The sequence below is a fragment of the Rahnella sp. PAMC25617 genome (assembly GCF_050606005.1).
Classification (GTDB): domain Bacteria; phylum Pseudomonadota; class Gammaproteobacteria; order Enterobacterales; family Enterobacteriaceae; genus Rahnella; species Rahnella variigena.
The window spans coordinates 384,615-405,648 of the sequence record NZ_JBOCUM010000006.1 but is presented as its reverse complement, the minus strand read 5'-3'; the positions used below and the strand labels follow the sequence as shown (position 1 = coordinate 405,648).

Genomic DNA, 21,034 nt, shown 5'->3' with positions numbered 1-21,034 from the left:
ATAGAGCAAATTCGTGGTTTGACCAGCCTGGATTTAGTTGCATCTTTTTCAACATTTTATACACTACGAAAACCATCGCGAAAGCGAGTTTTGATAGGAAATTTAAGAGTATGAGCACTATCGAAGAACGCGTTAAGAAAATCATCGTTGAACAGCTGGGTGTTAAACAGGAAGAAGTAGTGAATGCTGCATCTTTCGTAGACGACCTTGGCGCTGATTCTCTCGACACCGTTGAGCTGGTTATGGCTCTGGAAGAAGAGTTTGATACCGAGATCCCTGACGAAGAAGCTGAAAAAATCACTACTGTTCAGGCAGCAATTGATTTTATCAACGCTAGCCAACAGTAAGCGTACATGCTTTAAGTTTAGATAGTTAGGCGGTCATTTGACCGCCTAAGTTTTTTATATCCCACGGTATTACTACTTTTTTCCCTCCCTGGAGGACACACGTGTCTAAGCGTCGAGTTGTAGTGACTGGACTGGGCATGCTGTCTCCTGTCGGCAATACTGTAGAGTCCACTTGGAACGCTCTCCTTGCCGGTCAGAGTGGCATCAGCCTGATCGACCATTTTGATACTAGTGCCTATGCAACGCGTTTTGCTGGCTTAGTAAAAGATTTTAACTGTGAAGACTACATCCCGCGTAAAGATGCCCGCAAGATGGACGCCTTTATTCAGTATGGTATTACTGCCGGTATTCAGGCGATGCAAGACTCCGGGCTTGAAGTGACTGCTGAGAACGCGACACGCATTGGTGCGGCGATCGGTTCTGGCATCGGCGGACTTGGTCTGATTGAAGAAAACCATACGTCATTGGTTAACGGCGGACCTCGCAAAATTAGTCCTTTTTTCGTTCCATCAACCATCGTTAACATGATTGCCGGTCATCTGAGTATCATGTTCGGGTTGCGTGGGCCGAGTATTTCTATTGCTACAGCCTGTACTTCTGGTGTGCATAATATTGGTCATGCAGCACGTATCATCGCCTATAACGATGCTGACGTGATGCTGGCAGGCGGCGCAGAAAAAGCCAGCACCCCGCTGGGTGTCGGTGGTTTCGGTGCAGCACGCGCGCTATCCACGCGCAACGATAATCCGCAGGCCGCAAGCCGCCCGTGGGATAAAGATCGTGATGGTTTCGTACTTGGTGACGGTGCCGGAATTATGGTGCTGGAAGAGTACGAACATGCCCGCAAACGCGGTGCAAAAATTTATGCTGAAATCGTCGGCTTTGGTATGAGCAGCGATGCTTACCATATGACCTCTCCACCGGAAGACGGTGCAGGTGCCGCGCTGGCGATGGAAAACGCTTTGCGTGATGCAGGCATTTCTGCGTCGCAAATTGGCTATATCAACGCGCATGGGACTTCTACCCCGGCGGGTGACAAAGCCGAAGCGCAGGCGGTTAAATCTGTCTTTGGTGCGGATTCTCACAAAGTGCTGGTCAGTTCAACCAAGTCTATGACAGGCCACCTGTTAGGTGCGGCGGGGGCGGTGGAGTCTATCTTCACTTTACTCGCGCTGCGTGATCAGGCCGTTCCACCGACCCTGAATCTGGACAATCCAGACGAAGGGTGCGATCTGGACTTTGTACCGCACGAAGCGCGTCAGGTGAAAGACATGCAATATTCACTTTGCAACTCCTTCGGATTCGGCGGAACTAACGGTTCCCTGGTATTCCGCAAGATGTGATTGCGACGGTGTATTATTGAGAAAGGCCCGTTAATCGGGCCTTTTTGCTGTCTGAATAAAAGCATTTGCTATGCGGTAAAGTGGAATCAAACGGCAGCTCAACGGAAGGAGTCTTCCCGCCATTTCGGCCTGCCGGTACGATAAAGTAAGAATGCTCCACTTGCTGCCAGAGGCCTGCTCACGCAGTCTCAGCGGTCGGAGAACGCTAACCCTGAAGTCAGGAGGAAGTAACCATGTGGATTAACGGTGCGGCGGCGACAACATTGCCAGCGGCAGACCGGTCTGTGCAATTTGGCGACGGTTGCTTCACTACGGCCAGGGTGTTGCGCGGTGAAATCCTGCTTCTTCCAGAGCACATTGCGCGGATGCAGCGCGCGGTGTCTGTTTTGCATATTGATGGCGTGAACTGGGCAGCTTTAGAACGCGAAATGATTCAGGCCGCAGGGCAACAGGAAGAGGCTGTCGTTAAAGCCGTTGTGACACGCGGGCAGGGTGGACGAGGCTACAGTTCGGCAGGATGCTCTGAACCGACCCGGATTGTATCTGTGTCCGCTTATCCGGCACATTATCACGCGTTACGGCAGCCCGGTGTAAAACTCGCCCTGAGCCCGGTGACGTTGAGCAAAAATCCGCTGCTGGCGGGCATAAAACACCTCAACCGTCTTGAGCAGGTGATGATCCGCCTGCATCTTGACCAGACGGACGCCCACGAGGCGCTGGTGGTTGACACCTCAGGTTGCCTGGTGGAATGCTGTGCGGCTAATTTATTCTGGCGGAAGGGGAATCAGGTATTTACACCGGATTTATCACAGTCGGGCGTGGATGGCGTTATGCGTCAGCACATTATCCGGCTCATTGAAAACTCGTCGCCCTGGACGCTGCACATTGTCAGTGAACCTGCCGACGTATTGTTTGATGCCGATGAGGTGCTGATTTGTAATGCCCTTATGCCGGTTTTACCCGTGGCACAGGCGTGCGGGTGGCATTACTCATCCCGAGATTTGTACAATTTTTTGCTCCAGAACTGTTAAAAAAGTGAATAAACAATGACAAACAAAAAGACCAAAATCTTCGCCGTTATTGTCCTGATCCTTGCAGGACTGGCGACGTTTGCCTACCAGAAAGTGAAACAGTTTGCGGATCGCCCGATCAATGTCAGCAGTGAAACGATCTTCACCCTGCCTGCCGGTACCGGGCGTGTGGTTCTGGAAACGCTGCTCATCGACAAGAAGCTGATGAAGCCCAATCCGTGGTTCCCATGGTTATTACGTTTAGAGCCCGAACTGAGTGAGTTTAAAGCCGGTACCTACCGTCTGGAAAAAGGCATGACCGTTCGCCAGATGCTGGAGTTGCTGAAAAGTGGTAAAGAAGCTCAATTTAGCATTCGTTTTGTCGAGGGCTTTAAGCTCAGCGACTGGATGAAGGTTTTAGATACTTCAGAGTATCTCAGGCATAAACTTAGCGGCAAAAGCGGTGAAGAGATCGCCGCGGCCTTAGGCATGACCGATACCAAAAATGCCGAAGGCTGGTTGTATCCCGATACTTACCATTACACCGCAGGCATGACGGATTTATCTCTGCTCAAACGCGCCCATGTGCGCATGGAAAAAACCGTTGCGGATATCTGGAAAGACCGCGCTGATTCGCTGCCGTATAAAACGCCTGAAGACATGGTCACTATGGCGTCGATTATTGAAAAAGAAACTGCCGTGAAAGATGAGCGTCCTGAAGTGGCGTCTGTGTTCATCAATCGTCTGCGGATCGGCATGCGTCTGCAAACAGACCCGACCGTTATTTATGGTATGGGTGATAAATACACCGGTAATATCACGAAGAAAGATTTAGAAACGCCGACCCCCTACAATACTTATGTGATCACCGGCCTGCCGCCTTCACCGATTGCGATGCCGAGCGAAGCCTCACTTCAGGCTGCGGCACATCCCGCAAAAACGCCGTATCTTTATTTTGTCGCTGACGGCAAAGGCGGGCATACTTTCAGCACTAACCTTGAGAACCACAACAAGGCGGTTCGTGTGTATATAGAGGCTCTTAAGAACAAGAATGAAAAGTAACTTCATTGTGATTGAAGGCCTGGAAGGGGCGGGGAAAACCACTGCTCATAACGTGGTGGTGGATGCATTGCGCCAGCACGGCGTAGAAGAAATTGTGTTTACCCGTGAGCCGGGCGGTACGCCGCTGGCGGAGAAATTACGCGATTTGTTTAAGCGTGGCGTAGATGGCGAAAAACCGACGGTCAAAGCCGAAGTGCTGATGCTTTACGCTGCCCGTGTCCAGCTGGTTGAGACGGTGATTTTACCCGCTCTGGCGCGTGGCGCGTGGGTGGTAGGTGACCGGCACGATCTCTCCTCACAAGCTTATCAGGGCGGCGGACGTGGGATTGATGCCAAACTAATGACCTCATTGCGCGATACCGTTCTGGGGGATTTCCGCCCTGATCTGACGTTGTATTTGGATTTACCTCCGGCCATCGGCCTGCAACGTGCCCGTGCGCGTGGTGAACTGGATCGTATCGAGCAGGAAGCCTTGCCTTTCTTTGAACGTACGCGCGCCCGTTATCTGGAGCTTGCCGCCGCTGACAGCCGCATTAAAACCATCGATGCCTCGCAGACTATTGAAGAAGTGAAGTCATCGATCGAACAGACACTGAAAAACTGGTTTGACGAGCAGGCAACCCGGGAGCATTCATGAACTGGTATCCGTGGCTCAGCGCCCCTTATCGCCAGCTGACAGGGCAATATCTGACAGGCCGCGGGCATCATGCGGTGCTAATGCATGCCGCTGCGGGGATTGGGGATGAGGCGCTGGTATATGGTCTGAGCCGCTGGCTGCTGTGCCAGCACAAGGATGGCGAAAAGAGTTGTGGTTCATGCCACAGCTGTCAGCTGATGATTGCCGGCAACCATCCTGACTGGCATATCCTGCAACCTGAAAAAGGCAAAAACTCGCTGGGCATTGATCCGGTGCGTCAGCTCATCGAAACGCTCTACAATTATTCCCAACAGGGCGGCTCGAAAGTTGTCTGGATCCCGCAAACGGAATTGCTGACTGAAGCCGCAGCGAACGCCTTGCTGAAAACGCTGGAAGAACCCCCGGCGGGCACCTATTTCCTGCTCGGATGCCGCGAACCTTCGGCGTTACTGGCAACGATCCGCAGCCGCTGTTTTTACTGGCATCTGCCGGTGCCGGAAGAAGCGCTGGCGGTGCAGTGGATCAACCGTCAGCTCAGTGCTGATCCTGTCTCGATCAAAACCGCATTGCGTCTGACCAATGGTGCGCCGTTGTCAGCCATTGAACTTTTGCAGCCGGAACGCTGGAAGCAACGCGTGGCATTATGCCAGCAGCTTTATACGCAATGTCAGCAACAGGATATGCTTTCCCTGCTGCCGCAGCTTAATCATGATGACGCGCCGGAACGTCTGTACTGGCTGGCGACGTTACTGCTTGATGCCATTAAATGGCAGCAGCAGGCAGGGCAGTTCATCATCAACCACGATCAGCAGCCGTTAATTGCGTTGCTCGCCGGTGCGCAGTCCGGCGTGGCTTTACAGCAATCGGTGAGTGCCTGGATGCATTGCCGCCATCAGCTGCTTTCTATCGTCGGTGTTAACCGTGAGTTACTGCTGACCGAACAACTTCTTGAGTGGGAACAGATGCTCCAGGGCACGGTTTCTGCGTCGATTTTCAGTTCCGCGCTTTCCCGCTGAACCCCTTATTTGTCATGAGTTAAATACTATGTTTTTAGTCGATTCCCACTGTCATCTCGACAGCCTTGATTACAATGAGCTGCACTCCGGCGTGGATAATGTGCTGGAAAAAGCCCGTGAACGTGACGTGAAATTTATGCTGGCGGTGGCGACCACATTGCCAGGTTATCGCGCGATGACACAGCTGATTGGTGACCGTCCCGACGTCGCATTTTCCTGCGGTGTGCATCCGCTGAATATTGACGATGGCTATGATTTCGCAGAACTGCGTGAGCTTGCCGCCAGCTCGAAAGTGGTGGCAATGGGTGAAACCGGTCTGGATTATTTTTATCAGAAAGAAGCGCATCAGCTGAAACTGCAACAGGATTCATTCCGCGAGCACATCCGCATTGGCCGCGAGCTTAACAAACCGGTGATCGTCCATACCCGTGATGCCCGTCAGGATACGCTGGATATTCTCAAAGAAGAGAACGCAGGGGAGTGCGGTGGTGTTTTGCATTGCTTCACCGAGGATCTGCCGACGGCAAAATTCCTGCTGGATCTGGGGTTCTTTATCTCGTTCTCAGGGATTGTGACTTTCCGTAACGCTGAAGCGTTGCGTGAAGTGGCCCGTTATGTACCCCTGGATCGTTTGCTGGTGGAAACTGACTCACCGTATCTGGCACCCGTACCACATCGTGGTAAAGAGAACCAGCCTGCTTATGTGCGTGACGTTGCCGATTACATGGCCGTGCTCAAAGGTGTGAGTGTGGAACAGCTGGCTGAAGCGACCACTGCAAACTTTTCACGATTATTTCACATCGATACTTCCTCCCTGATCTAACCTTAGGCTTAGTCATATACGCCAGATTTATTTTACACCTCGTAATTAATCACCAGAATGAGGTATCGTGGCCCCGTTTTTTGCGGGGTCACTGGCGTTTATTTCGGATTAAATGTTGTAAATCGTGGGTTTTTTAAACGCTCTCACTGCATTTTTCAGAAAAACGTGACTGCCATCAAACATTAACAAAGGGAATTATTTTACCCTGCGTAAAAATTAAAAGGGGTGCTCAGACACCCGATAGCAAAGGGCTGTACGACCTTTTGCAAAGCGGTTAGTTATCAGGCTAAACCGCATGAAGTATCAAAAAGCATCATTACTCAGGAGCACACTCAATTATGTTTAAGAACGCGTTTGCAAACCTTCAAAAGGTCGGTAAATCGCTAATGCTGCCAGTATCCGTACTGCCAATCGCAGGTATCCTGCTTGGTGTCGGTTCTGCAAACTTTAGCTGGCTGCCAGTGATCGTTTCCCATGTTATGGCCGAAGCCGGTGGTTCCGTCTTCGCTAACATGCCTCTGATCTTTGCTATCGGTGTGGCGTTAGGCTTCACCAACAACGACGGTGTTTCTGCACTGGCGTCCGTTGTGGCATACGGCATCATGGTGAAAACCATGGCAGTTGTTGCACCACTGGTTCTGCATTTGCCTGCTGAAGAAATTGCAGCCAAGCATCTGGCGGATACCGGCGTACTGGGCGGTATTATCTCCGGTGCGATTGCGGCATACATGTTCAACCGTTTCTACCGCATCAAGTTGCCAGAATACCTGGGCTTCTTCGCCGGTAAACGTTTCGTGCCAATCATCTCCGGTATGGCAGCGATTATCCTGGGTGTGGTTCTGTCCTTCATCTGGCCGCCAATCGGTACAGGTATCCAGACCTTCTCACAATGGGCTGCTTACCAGAACCCGGTTGTGGCATTCGGTATCTACGGCGTTGTAGAACGTGCGCTGGTTCCGTTTGGTCTGCACCATATCTGGAACGTTCCATTCCAGATGCAAATCGGTGAGTACGTGAACTCTGCGGGTCAGGTATTCCACGGCGATATCCCACGTTACATGGCGGGTGACCCGACTGCGGGTAAACTTTCCGGTGGCTTCCTGTTCAAAATGTACGGTCTTCCAGCGGCGGCTATCGCTATCTGGCACTCAGCAAAACCTGAGAACCGTGCAAAAGTCGGCGGCATCATGATTTCGGCTGCACTGACTGCGTTCCTGACCGGTATCACCGAGCCAATCGAATTCTCCTTCATGTTCGTTGCGCCGATTCTGTATGTGATCCACGCGATCCTGGCCGGTCTGGCATTCCCAATCTGTATCCTGTTGGGTATGCGTGACGGTACCAGCTTCTCGCACGGTCTGATTGACTTCATCGTACTGAGCGGCAACAGCAGCAAAATCTGGCTGTTCCCAATCGTGGGTGCGGTGTATGCAGTGGTTTACTACAGCATCTTCCGTTTCCTGATTGCGAAACTGGATCTGAAAACCCCTGGCCGTGAAGACTCTACCAGCGAAACCACAGCGCAGGGCGGTTCTGAAATGTCTGCTTCTCTGGTTCAGGCTTTCGGCGGTAAAGACAACATCACTAACCTCGATGCCTGTATTACCCGTCTGCGCGTCAGCGTAGCGGACGTCTCCAAAGTTGATCAGGCTGGCCTGAAAAAACTGGGTGCGGCAGGTGTAGTGGTTGCAGGTTCTGGTGTTCAGGCGATTTTCGGTACCAAGTCTGACAACCTGAAAACTGATATGGACGAGTACATGCGTAACCATTAATGGTGAGCAATGTCTGGTTCTGATAAAGGAGGCTTCGGCCTCCTTTTTTCATGCCTGCGATTTGGAGGAACGGTTGCCGCTGCCTCTCGATGGCGCTTTCTGCGTCAATTAAGCATCAAAAAGCGTAATCAGGTTGAAAGGAATGGAAATTCTAACCCATACTGCGTACAACGCTTTTTACTTTGTTAAGGACAGTTAAGATGGCCGAAGAGACAATTTTCAGCAAAATTATTCGCCGTGAAATTCCCGCAGATGTGGTTTACCAGGACGAACTGGTGACTGCATTCCGCGATATTTCTCCTCAGGCGCCAAGCCACATTCTGATCATTCCGAATACCCTGATCCCTACAATGAATGACGTTGATACCACGCATGAAGCCGCGCTGGGCCGGATGATGACGGTTGCCGCTAAAATTGCTGAACAGGAAGGGATTGCCGAAAGCGGTTACCGCCTGATCGTCAACTGCAACCGCGACGCGGGTCAGGAGGTTTATCATATCCATATGCATCTGGTCGGTGGCCGTGCATTGGGTCCATTGCTGTCACGTCAGTAAGGGTAAACATGCGTTTCCTGATGGCATTATTGCCGGTAATTTTGTTGACAGCCTGCAGCAGTAAGCCAGGCATTTCGCTCAATAATCAGCAAAGAGTGGTCATGGAGTCCCCCGTTCTGACGGCGGGTATTATCCCGAGTTCGCCATCCGTGTCTGATTCCGGTGGGCAGAAAAAAGCCACCAGTACACTGGATAATAACCAGCCACATCCTGTCACCTTGCATTATCGTTTCTATTGGTATGATAAGCAGGGACTGGATTTATTACCGATTGCCGAATCCCGGACCGTCACCGTGCCAGCCAACAGCAGCGTTGACATCAGTTCACTTAATGGCAATCTCGATGCGTACAGTGTGCGCATGTACCTTTATCTCTAAATTCCCGTACGGAGAAGGTTGATGAAAAAGTATTTTCTCATTGTGGCAATGGCCGCTTTGATCCTTGGTGGTTGTACTTTGCCAAACCAGCAACAAACCCAGCAGCCAGAACAACCACAGCAACCGCAACAGCCACTGCCGCCGGTCAATCCGCCAGTGCCAGAGCAGCCACCGGTTCAGCCGGTTCCACAGCCGCCAAAATTCGCGAATATTGACTGGACGGCGACCGTTCAGCCGATGCTGGCAAAAATGCTGAAATCCGATGGTGTGCAGTCCGGCAGCGTGTTGCTGGTGGATAGCGTTAAAAACAGCACTAACGGCTCACTGCAAATGGCCAAGGCGACGGATGCCCTGCGTAATGCACTGGCGAACAACACCACTTTCCAGGTGGTTCCGGCAGATCAGGTGTCTTCGGCCAAACAGTCACTGGGATTATCGCCGGATGACAGCCTGGCGTCGGTCAGCAAAGCCATCGGCCTGGCAAACATCGTGAAGGCCCAGTACGTGCTTTACAGCACCGTAAGCGGTGATGTAAAAGCGCCGACCATGTCGATGCGTCTGATTACCGCACCAAGTGGCGAAATCGTCTGGTCAGGCCGTGGTGCAGTCCAGAACTAACGCTGAGCTTCTGCAATCAGAACTACGGCAACTGATCGAAAAACATTATCCGGCGGTGAAAACCGCCGGATTTCGTTTATTACCGGTCGCCGGACTGACGGGGGAAAGCTGGAAAATCTGTTCGCCTGCCGGTGATTTACTGGCGCGGCATCAGTCTTTTGATAAGCGGATTGCGGGCGCTGACCGGCGACGAGAATCTGCGATTTTGCGGCATGTCGCGCGGCAAAGATCAGGCCCGTGTGTCAGACTTTATTCGCCGCCGTGGCTGATTGTTGACTGGATAGAGGGCACGCCGCATACGGAACAGACCTTCGCAACGCCCGCCACACAGCAGTCACTGAGCCGGACGCTGGTCAGGCTGCACCAGTTACCGCCTTCAGGCTACCGGCTGGATTTGCAGCATCAGTTTGCACGTTACTGGCAACATATCGACCGGCGCAGACTCACGCCGCGCTGGTTGCGTTTACATCGCAAGATGATGTCACAGACACAGCCCGCGCCGCTGAAACTGGCGCTGGTGCATATGGATATCCACGCAGGAAATGTATTGCATACGCCAGACGGCCTGCGGTTGATTGACTGGGAATACGCGGCGGATGCGGATGTTGCCCTGGAGCTGGCTGCGATTGTTCGCGGCAATGGCTGGAGTACGCAGCAGCAAAATGTTTTTCTGCGTGAGTACATCAACGCGGGTGGCTATCAGGATATTTCTCTTTTGCAGCAGCAGGTTAACCGCTGGATCCCCTGGGTCGATTACCTGATGCTGATGTGGTTTGAAGTGCGCTGGCAGCAGACCGGCGAGCATAAATACCGTGAATGGGCGCAACCGTTGCGGCCGTGATAATCGTCTGAAAAATAAAAAGGAGCGTCCATTTTGTTAGGACCTGTAATGCTGGATGTCGTTGGCTTTGAGCTGGATGCCGAAGAACGTGAAATTTTGCAGCATCCGCTGGTGGGCGGACTGATTTTATTCACCCGAAATTATCATGACGTTGATCAGTTGCATGAACTGATCCGCCAGATCCGCGCCGCGTCCCACGACCGGCTGGTGCTGGCGGTGGATCAGGAAGGTGGACGCGTGCAGCGTTTCCGTGAAGGCTTTACCCGTCTGCCTGCCGCGCAGTCTTTTGCGGCCCTGAATGCGCCGCATGAAGCGAAGCGCCTGGCACAGGAAGGCGGCTGGCTGATGGCGTCAGAAATGATTGCTATGGATATCGATATCAGTTTTGCGCCGGTTCTGGATATCGGTCATATCAGCGCGGCCATTGGCGAGCGTTCGTTCCACGCCGAACCGCAGAAAGCGCTGGATATGGCAGAGCAGTTTATTCTCGGCATGCATGCCGCGGGGATGAAAACCACCGGTAAGCATTTCCCGGGACATGGCGCGGTCAGTGCGGATTCTCATAAAGAAACGCCGCGTGACGATCGCCCGCTGGAGGTGATCCGCGGGCACGACATGGCAATCTTCCGCCAGCTTAATGAACGTAAATTGCTGGATGCCGTCATGCCAGCCCACGTGATTTATACCCAGGCTGACCCGCGTCCGGCCAGCGGTTCACCTTACTGGCTACAGGAAATTTTGCGCAAAGAACTGAATTTCAACGGTGTGATTTTCTCCGATGATATTTCGATGGAAGGTGCCGCGATTATGGGCAGCTTTCCGGAACGTGCTCAGGCTTCTCTGGATGCCGGTTGCGATATGATCCTGGCCTGTAACAACCGTCAGGGCGCAGTGAGCGTGCTGGATAACCTGTCTCCGGTCAAAGCTGAACGTGTTGCGCAGTTGTATCATCGCGGACTGTACAGTGGAAAACAGGCCCGTCAGGACCTGCAAAATTCCAGTCGCTGGAAAGACGCAAACCGTGAACTGACCGCGCTCGACGCCCGCTGGCAGGAACATAAAGAAACTGCCCGGTAACGTTTTTCAGTCCGCGTAAGGGTTTCAACGCACATTCAGGATGAGGTAAACGATGATTATCTATTTACATGGCTTCGATTCAACCAGTCCCGGTAACCACGAGAAAGTGTTGCAGCTACAGTTTATTGATCCCGACGTCCGTTTCATCAGCTACAGCACGCTGCATCCGCGCCACGACATGCAACATTTGCTGAAAGAAGTCGATAAAGTGCTGCATGAAACCACCGACAAAAATCCGCTGATTTGCGGTGTCGGGCTCGGCGGGTTCTGGGCTGAACGTATTGGTTTCCTGTGCGGTATCCGCCAGGTGATGTTCAATCCGAACTTATCCCCGCAGGACAATATGACCGGGAAAATCGACCGTCCCGAAGAGTACGAAGACATCGCGACGAAATGCATCAGTGATTTTCGCGAGAAAAACCGCGACCGTTGTCTGGTGATTTTATCCCGCGAAGACGGTGTGCTCGACAGCAAGCAAACCGCTGAGAAACTTCATCACTATTACCCGGTTGAATGGGATGAACATCAGAGCCATAAGTTCAAGGACATCTCGACCCATCTTCAGCGGATCAAAGCGTTCAAAAACATCGCCTGATTTAACATTTCATTTCTGCAATATTTAAAAACCACTGCCCGAAAGCAGTGGTTTTTTATTTGGTTCATTCCGCGGGATGAAATCATTTTTCCGCCTGTTTTTCCTCTAACCTGCTGATTTAAATCCGTCAAAATACGTGCCATGTCCCTAAGTCAAATTAGCCAAATGAATTTAAATTGACCTATATCAATTTTGGTATGACCAAATCACCACGCGTGATATCCTCCGTCTCAGATACCGATTTAACTTAAGCAACCCTATGTAATATAAGGATAATATTTTTACTCTTATATAACAATTGGTTCACATTTGAGGGGGTCATTTTGACATCACCAATGAAGAAAATTGTGATTATCGGCGGTGGCGCCGGCGGTCTGGAACTGGCAACCAGCCTGGGCCATAAACTTGGCCGCAAGAAAAAAGCGGAGATCATTCTGGTCGATCGCAACCATAGTCATTTGTGGAAACCCCTGTTGCACGAAGTAGCGACCGGCAGCCTGGATGACGGCGTGGATGCGCTGAGCTATCTGGCTCATGCCCGCAATCACGGCTTTACCTTCCAGATTGGCTCACTGACTGACATCGATCGCGAAAATCAGACCATCAAACTGGCTGAAATCTGCGACGAGAACGGCGAAATGCTGGTGCCGGTACGCGACATTGCGTACGACACTCTGGTGATGGCGCTGGGCAGCACCTCTAACGACTTCGGTACGCCGGGCGTGAAAGACAACTGCATCTTCCTGGATAACCCGCATCAGGCGCACCGTTTCCATAACGAAATGCTGAACCTGTTCCTCAAGTTCTCTGCCAGTTCCGATAAGCAGAAGAAAGTGAATATCGCGATTGTCGGTGGCGGTGCGACCGGCGTTGAGCTGTCTGCTGAGCTGCACAATGCGGTCAAACAGCTGCACAGCTACGGTTTTGAAGGTCTGGACAGCGAAGCGCTGAACGTCACGCTGGTGGAAGCAGGTGAGCGTATTCTGCCGGCGTTGCCACCGCGTATTTCTGCGGCGGCACACAATGAGCTGACCAAACTGGGCGTGCGCGTTCTGACGCAAACCATGGTTACCAGCGCGGATAAAAACGGCCTGAACACCAAGTCCGGCGAATTCATTGACGCCGATCTGATGGTCTGGGCGGCGGGGATTAAAGCTCCTGATTTCATGAAAGAGATCGCCGGTCTGGAAACCAACCGTATTAACCAGCTGGTGGTGGAACCGACGTTGCAAACCACACGCGACCCGAACATCTATGCGATTGGTGACTGTGCGTCCTGTCCACAGCCGTCCGGCGGTTTCGTGCCACCGCGTGCTCAGTCAGCACACCAGATGGCCTCCCGCTGCTTTGCAAACATCATGGCGCAGCGCAAAGGGCAGAGCCTGAAACCTTACGTTTATAAAGACCACGGTTCACTGGTTTCCCTTTCACGCTTCAGTACTGTCGGCAGCCTGATGGGTAACCTGATGCGCGGTTCTATGATGGTCGAAGGGCGTCTGGCGCGACTGGTTTATATTTCGCTGTATCGTATGCATCAGATTGCACTGCACGGTTACATTAAAACCGGTCTGATGATGCTGGTCGGTGGCATAAACCGCGTGATCCGCCCGCGTCTTAAACTGCACTGATTCCGTTCAGCGACGTTTTTTTGAACGTCAGCTGAATCGTTTCGTACCTAAAAGCCTGTTAATTACAGGCTTTTTTATTTCTGATGCAATATTTATTACGTTACAAATACCCACACAGCACAAGATCACGTCACTATTACTTTGTCAGCTAAGAATCCTCCGAAACGCCCCTCAGACAGGTCATTTTCCTCACTTACAGATTTCGTCTTATTGTTTGCTTACGTTTTGGTATGCACTATTGACAATAAGTTTACAGACGGCGTTTCACGCACGCCGGACCTCAGATGTGTTGTTGTCCGCTGAGGAGCGCCATTGAAAGGGCGAATTGCGTGGTAACATTTTCGGAGGAAGTCCTGTGAACAAGTCAATGTTAGCTGGGGTCGGAATTGGTGTGGCTGCGGCGTTGGGCATTGCTGGCGTTGCGAGCATGAACGTCTTTTCGTCTGGCCCGCAATATGCGCAGGTTGTCAGCGCGACGCCAATCAAAGAGACCACGAAAACTCCGCGTCAGGAATGTCGTAACGTCACTGTCACTCATCGCCGCCCTGTGCAGGATGAGCATCAGATCACCGGTTCCGTACTGGGTGCGGTGGCGGGGGGTGTTCTGGGTCACCAGTTTGGTGGTGGCCGCGGACGCGACGTCGCGACGGTAGCTGGTGCGCTGGGTGGCGGTTATGCAGGTAACCGCGTACAAAGCAGCATGCAGGATAACGATACTTACACGACTCAGCAGCAGCGCTGTAAAACCGTGTATGACAAAGAAGATAAAACGCTCGGTTATGATGTGACCTATAAAATAGGCGATCAGCAAGGGAAGGTTCGTATGGACCACGATCCGGGCACTCAGATCCCGCTGGATAAAAGCGGTCAGTTGCAGCTTACCCGTTCGTAATCAACCGGTTAGTCTGTACAAAAAAGCCTGAGGCGTAAACCTCAGGCTTTTTTTATGGAATCAACCGTTCATTCAGTCCGTCGTGCTGAACTGCTTCACTCCATTTTTATGTTTAACGATATCGGCCATGACGGCCAGCGCGATTTCGGCGGGAGTTTTGCTGCCAATTGGCAAGCCTACCGGCGCGTGCAGACGGGAAAAATCATCTGCTGTGAAATCAGCGATGGTTTGCAGACGCTCACGGCGACGTGCGCTGTTGCGCTGCGATCCCATCGCACCGATATAAAATGCCGGGGTATTCACCGCTTCCATCAGGGTCAGATCATCCATTCTCGGGTCATGGGTCAGCGCAACAATGGCGGTATTCGCATGACAGCTTTTTTGCTCGAGATATTTAGCAGGAAACTGTTTTTCCAGACGAATATCCGCCTTCAGCGACGGCAGAAAGTTTTCCAGCACGTCCTCGCGGCACTCACATACCACCACTTCAAATCCCAGCGCGCAGGCAAAATCCGCGCAGTAAAGCGCGACACTCGACAATCCGGCAATCAGCAGACGCGGCGGGGCGGCCAGATGCAGGGTGATGCAATCATCATTGCGCATCACCTGAGTCGCATTATGATAATTCGTCAGTTCCAGATGATCGCAGGCTTCGGGCAGGGTAAGTGACTTGGTCAGGGCGTAATGTCCCGCCAGCGCCATGCCCATTCTTTGCAGATAATCCACATTACTTTGCGATGACGGCAAATACTCGATCAACACATCCAGCGAACCACCGCACGGCAGGGCAATATTTGGCGTCAGACCGCCTTCTCCGTAGCGCACAATCTGGCTGGCTTGCTGATATTCGCCTCTCGCTATGCGTTGCAGGAAATCCTCTTCGACACAGCCACCGGAAAGCGAACCGCAAAAATGCCCCCCGGCTGTTGCCACCATCAATGCGCCGGGCGCACGCGGGGAAGAACCGTAAGTGTTCAGCACCGTACAAAGCCAGACCGGCTGGTGCGCCAGCCATTCCATCGCCTGAGAAATAACCTGATTATCAAGATGCTGCATACGGTTGTCCGTTCTGAAAAAGCGAAGATTTGGGGAGTTGCTCCGGCAGATCGATATCTGCGATCACTGCCGGATTGTTAAAATTCAGTCGTAAAACTTCGCGTCCGCGCAAAAGAACCCGCGCGCCATGATCGCCGCGCAACTGCAAAAGTCCCTCACGCAACGGCCGGGAAAAACCGACCGGATGGCCCGGCTCATTTTGCCAGTATGGCCGTACCACCTGCGCCTGTTGCAGGCTTTTAGCAACCGCGGTGAAAACCTCTGCGGGAACAAAGGGCATATCCGCCAGATGAATCAGCCAGCCGTCCCATTCCGGCGTATCGCGTACGCCGGCAGCAATGGATTCACCGGTTCCGGCACTGCTGACGAGGGTGAAAGGCACGGCTTTACGTGCGCAACTGGCCTGAACCTGCACATTTTCCGGACGGGTGACCACATGGACTGATAAACCGCTGCCGGTTAACTGATTCAGCGTGGTTTCAAATACCGTGACAGGATTTTCTGCTGTTTGACTCAGAACGGCATTGAGCTTGTTTCCCTCGCCACCGGCGGCAGAAAACCGCTTTCCTGACCCTGCTGCGAGCAAAATAATTCCGGCCATTTCGCTTCTATCCCTTCTGGTTATTGTTTGCGCAACAGAAACGAATTATCGCACTTTTTTGCGCTCATTTGTGAACAAGATATTAAAAATGTGTTTCTCATCATAGCTTATAAGGTTTTGCGTACCTATAATCGCCCGCGAAAAACAGGATTTTCAGAATATTAGAAAGTGCTGAACAATAAAAAGACATAAAAGAATCAAAGGAATTTATGAGCAATTTCAATCCGTCCAGGCGGCGCTTTGTGAAAGGCGCGGTGATCGCTGGCGTCTCCGTTTATCTCGCGCCGTTGCACAGTCGGGCTTATGCCGCACTGTTCGAAGAAAAAATTCTGCAATCACCCCAGTGGGATGCACAAAACAAACGCGTCCGTTTCCGTATCGATGGCAAAGCGAAAGTTATGGGGCAGAAAGTCTTTGCCCGCGATATCCGCGCCAAAGACATGCCGCACTGGCCCCAGAAGCAGGCGCACGCCTTTATCCTGCGCGTAACTGAAGCCGATAAAATCTACACCGGACTGGATCTCTCACTGCTTGGCGACGATCTTCAGCCCGACCAGCTGGTAACGGCCGAGGTGCTGGCGCGCGACGGGCTGGCATTCCCGGCCTTTTACGGCGAAGACATGCTGCTGCCGGAAGGCAAAACGCCTGCCTATCTGGGACAAGCCGTGGCGATCCTGGTTTATCAGGATTTTGCCAAATTCCGTTTCGCCAAAAATGCATTGAAATTCAAAGACGGTGTGGTGCGCTACGGCGAGAAAACCGGGCCGCTGGAGCGCGATCCGTGGGGCACGTTCCGCTTTGTGCGCGTCGGGGGTGAAACCGCCTATGAAGATGATAAATTCTCCAGCCTGAAAGATATGCCGGTCTTTCCGGTGGGTATGCGCAAACACCTGCCGGTCTGGCCGGAAGGGCGCGAGGGCGGCAAGCTGGACGAGCAGGGCATGTTCTACGCGGGTGAAATGGCTGATGAACTGAAATCGCCTCCGCAGGACTGGCTGGTGATGTCGCGCCGTTTTACCACGCAATCCGTTGATACTTCCGCGCTTGAGCCGGACAACGCCAACGGCTGGTATGACGCTGCGACACAAACGCTGCATATGGTGGTGCCAACGCAGTCGCCGCAGGAAGTGGCGGATGAGATGCCGCGCATGATGGCGAAATCACACCGCACGGTGAAAACGCTGATTATGCATCCGTGCTACACCGTAGGATACGGCTCGAAAGATCACTACAACTTCCCGTATTACGGTGCCGTTGCGGCGATGTACGGTGACGGCACGCCGGTGCGTCTGGCTAACGACCGCTTTGAACAGTTCCAGTCAGCGCTCAAACGGCATGCGTTTGATATGAATTACGACATTGCCGTGAACCGTGAAACCGGCATGTTGCAGTCATTCCATGCGGCAATGACCGCAGACGGCGGCGGGCGCAGCAACTTCACGCCGTCGGTGGTGATGGTTGGCGCAACAGCGGCACAGTCGATTTACTACTTCCCGAAAAGTGATTTATCTGCCGTCGGTCTGGCCTCGCGCGCGCTCGATGCGGGTTCCGCACGCGGCTACGGTACGCTGCAAAGTATGGCCGCCACTGAAATGATGATGGATGAGCTGGCCGCTGAACTGAAGCTGGATCCGATTGCGTTCCGTATGCGCAACGTTCTGAAATCGGGCATGAAAAACACTCAGGGCGCCATTCCGGCGGGCGCTATTCGTACTGATGAAGTGCTGGAAAAAGCCGCTGTTCATCCGTTATGGACAGAGCGTAAAAAGCGTAAAGCCGAATACGAAAGTCAGAATCCGGGTAAACGCTATGGCGTCGGTTTTGGTTGCGTGCAGAAAGATTTCGGCACCGGCGCGGAAACCTCTTTCGCCCGTGTGGAACTCAGTGAAAAAGGCGAAATCAGCCTGTGGCACAGCGGCGCGGAAATGGGCACGGGGATGTCGACGTCGCAGTCCGTTCTGTGCGCTGAATGGCTGGGGAAACCGGCTGAACAGGCGCATTTCTCGGTGACAGACTGGTCGGTATTGCCGGTGGAAACCAGCGGCGATCCGTACATTATGTCGCAGGAAGAGCAGGACAAGCTGCAAACTAATCCGCGCTGGTCGCCTTCTTACTGCTCGCCATCCAGCGCCAGTAACTCGGCCTATTACTTCTCTCACAGCACCCGCGAAGCGGCACGCCTGATCTTCGACAACGGCATCTGGCCAGCGGCGATGGCTATCTGGCAAACCGGCATTGGTGGCGGACAGGCTGCGCCTTATGTCGTGCGCAAAGAAGATGCCCGCTGGGTGGAAGGCGGTCTGACCGCCAACGGAATGCAAATTCTCAGCCTCGAAATGCTGGCGAAAAAAGTGTACGAAATGAAAGGCATGACCGGCGCAGCGGTTCACGTATTCAACCGCTGGCAATGGGCAGAAGCCGATTTCACCCTCAATAATGTGCGTCAGCGCATTCCGGTGGATGGCATGTCAGTGCGTCACGGTGCGGATCAATTCCAGACCCTGGCGCGTGACGCGGTGTATTACCCGCCAACACAACGTAACAACGCTTCTGTGACCTATTACAGCGCGGTCGGTACGCTGGCCGAAATCGCAGTCGACATTGCCACCGGCAAGGTCGAACTCCTGACGCACCATTCCATTATGGAGTGCGGCAATCTGATCGTACCTGAGCTGGTTTCCGGTCAGCTGCAGGGCGGGCTGGCAATGGGTATCGGTCACGCATTACACGAGTATTTACCGCTGTACGAAGACGGGCCGGGCAACGGAACGTGGAACTTCAACCGTTACCATTTGCCGCGCGCCAGCGATGTGGCGGTCTGGAAACAGACCAGCGATATCCTGCCTGCGCTGTCGGAAACCGATCCGCCGAAAGGCATGGCTGAAGTGGTGATGATCCCGGTCGTCGCTGCGCTGGTGAACGCCATTGCCGATGCCACCGGCCACCGTTTCCGTGATTTGCCTGTTCGTGCTGAAAATATTCGTGAGGTTTTACAATGAGCATCAAAACCCAGCCAATGACGCTGACCATCAACAATCAACAATACGGCCCGCTGGAGGTTCCTGAAGGCCTGATGATGATTGATTTCCTGCACGAGTATGTGGCGCTGACCGGTTGCCGTCTGGGCTGCGGTCAGGGGATTTGTCACGCCTGCGTGGCGATCGTCGACCATGAAAGTGGCACCAGTGAAGAAGTGCGGACCTGTATCACCGGCGCACATTTCTTCAACGGCAAAAAAGTGCGTACCGTCGAAGGGCACGCGAAAACCGATGACAAAGGCGAAGTCCACCTTTCTCCGGTTCAGCAGGCGTTTCTGGAACATTACAGTTTCCAGTGCGGTTACTGCACGCCGGGTTTTGTGAATGCGGCGACGCTGCTGCTTGAGCGTCTGGAAAAGCACCCGATCCCGCTGGCTGATCTCGAAGCGGCGATTAACGGCGCGCTGGAAAATCACATCTGCCGCTGTACCGGCTACGTACGGTATTACGAAGCGGTACGCGATGTAGTGATGAAAACCCCAGGCCTGATCCGGGAGCATGCGTGATGAAAAAACGTCTTTTCCTCGCGCTGCTGGTAGTGATCATTATCGTGATAGCCGTGCTCTGGTGGCGGGAAAACCGCACGCTGGATGCGCCGGTGCAGAAAGTCACTGCGGATACGGCGCAGATTGAACGCGGTCGTTATCTGGTGCAGGCGTCTGACTGCGCGGCATGTCATACCGCTTCCGGCGGTGCGCCGCTGGCGGGTGGCTATCCGCTGGAAACGCCGTTTGGCAAAATCTTTGGCAGCAATCTGACGCCTTCTGCGGACGACGGCATTGGCCGCTGGACGTCAGACGATTTCTATCTGGCGCTGACCAAAGGCGTGGCGCCGGGCGGACGTCATCTGTATCCGGCGATGCCTTACACTTCATATAAAGGTGTCACCCGCAAAGACTCTGACGATATGTATGCGTTTCTGATGACGCGTCCGGCGGTGGATCAGCCGGTGCCGGAAAACGAAATGCCATTCCCGTTCAACCAGCGTATGGCGATGATCGGCTGGAACCTGTTATTCCGTACCAGCGATCCGATGCCAGCCAGTTCTGAGGGGAATTCTGCCGACTGGCAGCGCGGTCAGTACCTGACAGATGTGCTTGGTCATTGCGGCGAATGTCATACACCTCGCGGCAAACTGGGGCAGATGGATACCGACAGTAACCTGAGAGGCGGTACGCTCGGACGCATTACCGCACCAGCGATCACCCCGGAGTCGCTGGCGCAACGTGGCTGGAATCCGGCGGATCTGAGCCGTTTCCTCGCGACCGGCATTGCGCCTCAGGGATCTGCCTTTGACGAGATGCATAAGGTTGTCGACCTCAGCACCCGTCATCTGACCGACGCCGATCACCGTGCGATCGTCACGTACCTGCTGGGCGATAAACCACCGGCGGCGGTGCCGGTCAGTACCGGACAGGGCGGTAATGACGCCGGACGTATCACTTATCTGGATCAGTGTTCCGGTTGCCATATGGCCGATGGCTCCGGCAAACCGCACGTCGCGGTGGCGATGCAAAACAATGCCACCTTGCGCCAGCCGGATGGTCGTAACCTGATCGTTTCCGTGCTTGATGGTTTACCAGCGCAGGATTTCCCGAACGGTGAAAGCATGCAGTCGATGCCTGGTTTTGCGGACCGTCTGAACGATGCGCAAATTGCTGAGATGGTGAATTATCTGCGCGTGACCTTCGGCGGCCTGCCGGGGAATATTTCGGCGGACCAGGTGAAAGCGTTGCGCAAACACTGA

21 protein-coding genes are annotated in these 21,034 nt (G+C 53.3%); 19 read left to right on the top strand and 2 right to left on the bottom strand.

What is annotated here, in order from left to right:
- Nucleotides 1-110: 110 nt before the first annotated feature.
- The 16 genes from acpP to ACM615_RS07770 all read left to right on the top strand — a co-directional run bounded on the left by acpP (nt 111) and on the right by ACM615_RS07770 (nt 14,592).
- Nucleotides 111-347, top strand: coding sequence for an acyl carrier protein (acpP, locus tag ACM615_RS07845; RefSeq protein ID WP_015690190.1), 237 nt, complete (start codon nt 111-113; stop codon nt 345-347).
- 101 nt (nt 348-448) lie between these two features.
- Nucleotides 449-1,690 carry a beta-ketoacyl-ACP synthase II gene (gene fabF / locus ACM615_RS07840; RefSeq protein WP_112291134.1) on the top strand — a complete coding sequence of 414 codons (1,242 nt, stop codon included), beginning with the start codon at nt 449-451 and terminating at the stop codon, nt 1,688-1,690.
- Nucleotides 1,691-1,923: 233 nt separating this feature from the next.
- Nucleotides 1,924-2,721, top strand: a complete 798-nt coding sequence (gene pabC / locus ACM615_RS07835; protein WP_132963785.1) for an aminodeoxychorismate lyase — start codon at nt 1,924-1,926, stop codon at nt 2,719-2,721.
- A 15-nt stretch (nt 2,722-2,736) separates the two neighbouring features.
- The gene (gene mltG / locus ACM615_RS07830; RefSeq protein WP_431011740.1) at nt 2,737-3,762 is read left to right on the top strand and encodes an endolytic transglycosylase MltG; all 1,026 of its coding nucleotides are present in this window, start codon (nt 2,737-2,739) and stop codon (nt 3,760-3,762) included.
- Nucleotides 3,752-4,399, top strand: a complete 648-nt coding sequence (gene tmk, locus ACM615_RS07825) for a dTMP kinase (RefSeq protein ID WP_129638488.1) — start codon at nt 3,752-3,754, stop codon at nt 4,397-4,399. The genes mltG and tmk overlap by 11 nt, the downstream gene beginning before the upstream one ends.
- Nucleotides 4,396-5,415, top strand: a complete 1,020-nt coding sequence (gene holB, locus ACM615_RS07820; RefSeq protein WP_129638489.1) for a DNA polymerase III subunit delta' — start codon at nt 4,396-4,398, stop codon at nt 5,413-5,415. The genes tmk and holB overlap by 4 nt, the downstream gene beginning before the upstream one ends.
- Before the next feature lie 28 nt (nt 5,416-5,443).
- On the top strand, nt 5,444-6,238 hold the full coding sequence (locus ACM615_RS07815) for a metal-dependent hydrolase (RefSeq protein WP_431011739.1): 795 nt from the start codon (nt 5,444-5,446) through the stop codon (nt 6,236-6,238).
- A 338-nt stretch (nt 6,239-6,576) separates the two neighbouring features.
- Nucleotides 6,577-8,010, top strand: a complete 1,434-nt coding sequence (ptsG, locus tag ACM615_RS07810; RefSeq protein WP_112291126.1) for a PTS glucose transporter subunit IIBC — start codon at nt 6,577-6,579, stop codon at nt 8,008-8,010.
- A gap of 200 nt (nt 8,011-8,210) precedes the next feature.
- Nucleotides 8,211-8,564, top strand: a complete 354-nt coding sequence (hinT, locus tag ACM615_RS07805; protein WP_112291124.1) for a purine nucleoside phosphoramidase — start codon at nt 8,211-8,213, stop codon at nt 8,562-8,564.
- Between the two features lie 8 nt (nt 8,565-8,572).
- Nucleotides 8,573-8,941 carry a YcfL family protein gene (locus ACM615_RS07800; RefSeq protein WP_159281442.1) on the top strand — a complete coding sequence of 123 codons (369 nt, stop codon included), beginning with the start codon at nt 8,573-8,575 and terminating at the stop codon, nt 8,939-8,941.
- 21 nt (nt 8,942-8,962) lie between these two features.
- Nucleotides 8,963-9,559 (top strand): penicillin-binding protein activator LpoB, encoded by a 597-nt coding sequence (gene lpoB, locus ACM615_RS07795; RefSeq protein WP_120160634.1) that lies wholly within the window; start codon nt 8,963-8,965, stop codon nt 9,557-9,559.
- Nucleotides 9,543-10,400 (top strand): phosphotransferase, encoded by an 858-nt coding sequence (locus tag ACM615_RS07790; RefSeq protein WP_431011880.1) that lies wholly within the window; start codon nt 9,543-9,545, stop codon nt 10,398-10,400. The genes lpoB and ACM615_RS07790 overlap by 17 nt, the downstream gene beginning before the upstream one ends.
- A gap of 48 nt (nt 10,401-10,448) precedes the next feature.
- Nucleotides 10,449-11,477, top strand: coding sequence for a beta-N-acetylhexosaminidase (gene nagZ / locus ACM615_RS07785; protein ID WP_431011879.1), 1,029 nt, complete (start codon nt 10,449-10,451; stop codon nt 11,475-11,477).
- Nucleotides 11,478-11,529: 52 nt separating this feature from the next.
- A complete protein-coding gene (gene ycfP / locus ACM615_RS07780) occupies nt 11,530-12,072 on the top strand; it encodes an alpha/beta hydrolase YcfP (RefSeq protein WP_112291118.1) in 543 nt (180 codons plus the stop codon).
- 323 nt (nt 12,073-12,395) lie between these two features.
- The gene (locus ACM615_RS07775) at nt 12,396-13,700 is read left to right on the top strand and encodes an NAD(P)/FAD-dependent oxidoreductase (protein ID WP_129638491.1); all 1,305 of its coding nucleotides are present in this window, start codon (nt 12,396-12,398) and stop codon (nt 13,698-13,700) included.
- 355 nt (nt 13,701-14,055) lie between these two features.
- Complete coding sequence (locus ACM615_RS07770; RefSeq protein ID WP_120160641.1) at nt 14,056-14,592, top strand: glycine zipper 2TM domain-containing protein; 537 nt, start codon at nt 14,056-14,058, stop codon at nt 14,590-14,592.
- A gap of 72 nt (nt 14,593-14,664) precedes the next feature.
- Here ACM615_RS07770 and ACM615_RS07765 read toward each other — a convergent pair whose 3' ends face one another.
- On the bottom strand, nt 14,665-15,648 hold the full coding sequence (locus tag ACM615_RS07765) for an XdhC family protein (protein WP_431011738.1): 984 nt from the start codon (nt 15,646-15,648) through the stop codon (nt 14,665-14,667).
- Nucleotides 15,635-16,249 (bottom strand): nucleotidyltransferase family protein, encoded by a 615-nt coding sequence (locus ACM615_RS07760; RefSeq protein WP_129638493.1) that lies wholly within the window; start codon nt 16,247-16,249, stop codon nt 15,635-15,637. The genes ACM615_RS07765 and ACM615_RS07760 overlap by 14 nt, the downstream gene beginning before the upstream one ends.
- Nucleotides 16,250-16,458: 209 nt before the next feature.
- Here ACM615_RS07760 and ACM615_RS07755 point away from each other — a divergent pair, with 209 nt between their 5' ends.
- The 3 genes from ACM615_RS07755 to ACM615_RS07745 are packed head-to-tail and all read left to right on the top strand — an operon-like array spanning nt 16,459 to nt 21,034.
- Nucleotides 16,459-19,248 carry a xanthine dehydrogenase family protein molybdopterin-binding subunit gene (locus ACM615_RS07755; protein WP_129638494.1) on the top strand — a complete coding sequence of 930 codons (2,790 nt, stop codon included), beginning with the start codon at nt 16,459-16,461 and terminating at the stop codon, nt 19,246-19,248.
- The gene (locus ACM615_RS07750; RefSeq protein WP_112291108.1) at nt 19,245-19,793 is read left to right on the top strand and encodes a (2Fe-2S)-binding protein; all 549 of its coding nucleotides are present in this window, start codon (nt 19,245-19,247) and stop codon (nt 19,791-19,793) included. The genes ACM615_RS07755 and ACM615_RS07750 overlap by 4 nt, the downstream gene beginning before the upstream one ends.
- On the top strand, nt 19,793-21,034 hold the full coding sequence (locus ACM615_RS07745) for a cytochrome c (RefSeq protein ID WP_431011737.1): 1,242 nt from the start codon (nt 19,793-19,795) through the stop codon (nt 21,032-21,034). Before ACM615_RS07750 ends, ACM615_RS07745 begins: the two co-directional genes overlap by 1 nt.

Coding starts and splice junctions, on each gene's coding strand:
- tmk (WP_129638488.1), top strand. CDS start 3,752: ATGAAAAGTAACTTCATTGTGATTGAAGGCCTGGAAGGGGCGGGGAAA.
- ACM615_RS07755 (WP_129638494.1), top strand. CDS start 16,459: ATGAGCAATTTCAATCCGTCCAGGCGGCGCTTTGTGAAAGGCGCGGTG.
- ACM615_RS07760 (WP_129638493.1), bottom strand. CDS start 16,249: ATGGCCGGAATTATTTTGCTCGCAGCAGGGTCAGGAAAGCGGTTTTCT.
- holB (WP_129638489.1), top strand. CDS start 4,396: ATGAACTGGTATCCGTGGCTCAGCGCCCCTTATCGCCAGCTGACAGGG.
- ycfP (WP_112291118.1), top strand. CDS start 11,530: ATGATTATCTATTTACATGGCTTCGATTCAACCAGTCCCGGTAACCAC.
- ACM615_RS07800 (WP_159281442.1), top strand. CDS start 8,573: ATGCGTTTCCTGATGGCATTATTGCCGGTAATTTTGTTGACAGCCTGC.
- acpP (WP_015690190.1), top strand. CDS start 111: ATGAGCACTATCGAAGAACGCGTTAAGAAAATCATCGTTGAACAGCTG.
- ACM615_RS07765 (WP_431011738.1), bottom strand. CDS start 15,648: ATGCAGCATCTTGATAATCAGGTTATTTCTCAGGCGATGGAATGGCTG.
- hinT (WP_112291124.1), top strand. CDS start 8,211: ATGGCCGAAGAGACAATTTTCAGCAAAATTATTCGCCGTGAAATTCCC.
- nagZ (WP_431011879.1), top strand. CDS start 10,449: ATGCTGGATGTCGTTGGCTTTGAGCTGGATGCCGAAGAACGTGAAATT.
- ptsG (WP_112291126.1), top strand. CDS start 6,577: ATGTTTAAGAACGCGTTTGCAAACCTTCAAAAGGTCGGTAAATCGCTA.
- mltG (WP_431011740.1), top strand. CDS start 2,737: ATGACAAACAAAAAGACCAAAATCTTCGCCGTTATTGTCCTGATCCTT.
- lpoB (WP_120160634.1), top strand. CDS start 8,963: ATGAAAAAGTATTTTCTCATTGTGGCAATGGCCGCTTTGATCCTTGGT.
- ACM615_RS07750 (WP_112291108.1), top strand. CDS start 19,245: ATGAGCATCAAAACCCAGCCAATGACGCTGACCATCAACAATCAACAA.
- ACM615_RS07815 (WP_431011739.1), top strand. CDS start 5,444: ATGTTTTTAGTCGATTCCCACTGTCATCTCGACAGCCTTGATTACAAT.
- ACM615_RS07745 (WP_431011737.1), top strand. CDS start 19,793: ATGAAAAAACGTCTTTTCCTCGCGCTGCTGGTAGTGATCATTATCGTG.
- pabC (WP_132963785.1), top strand. CDS start 1,924: ATGTGGATTAACGGTGCGGCGGCGACAACATTGCCAGCGGCAGACCGG.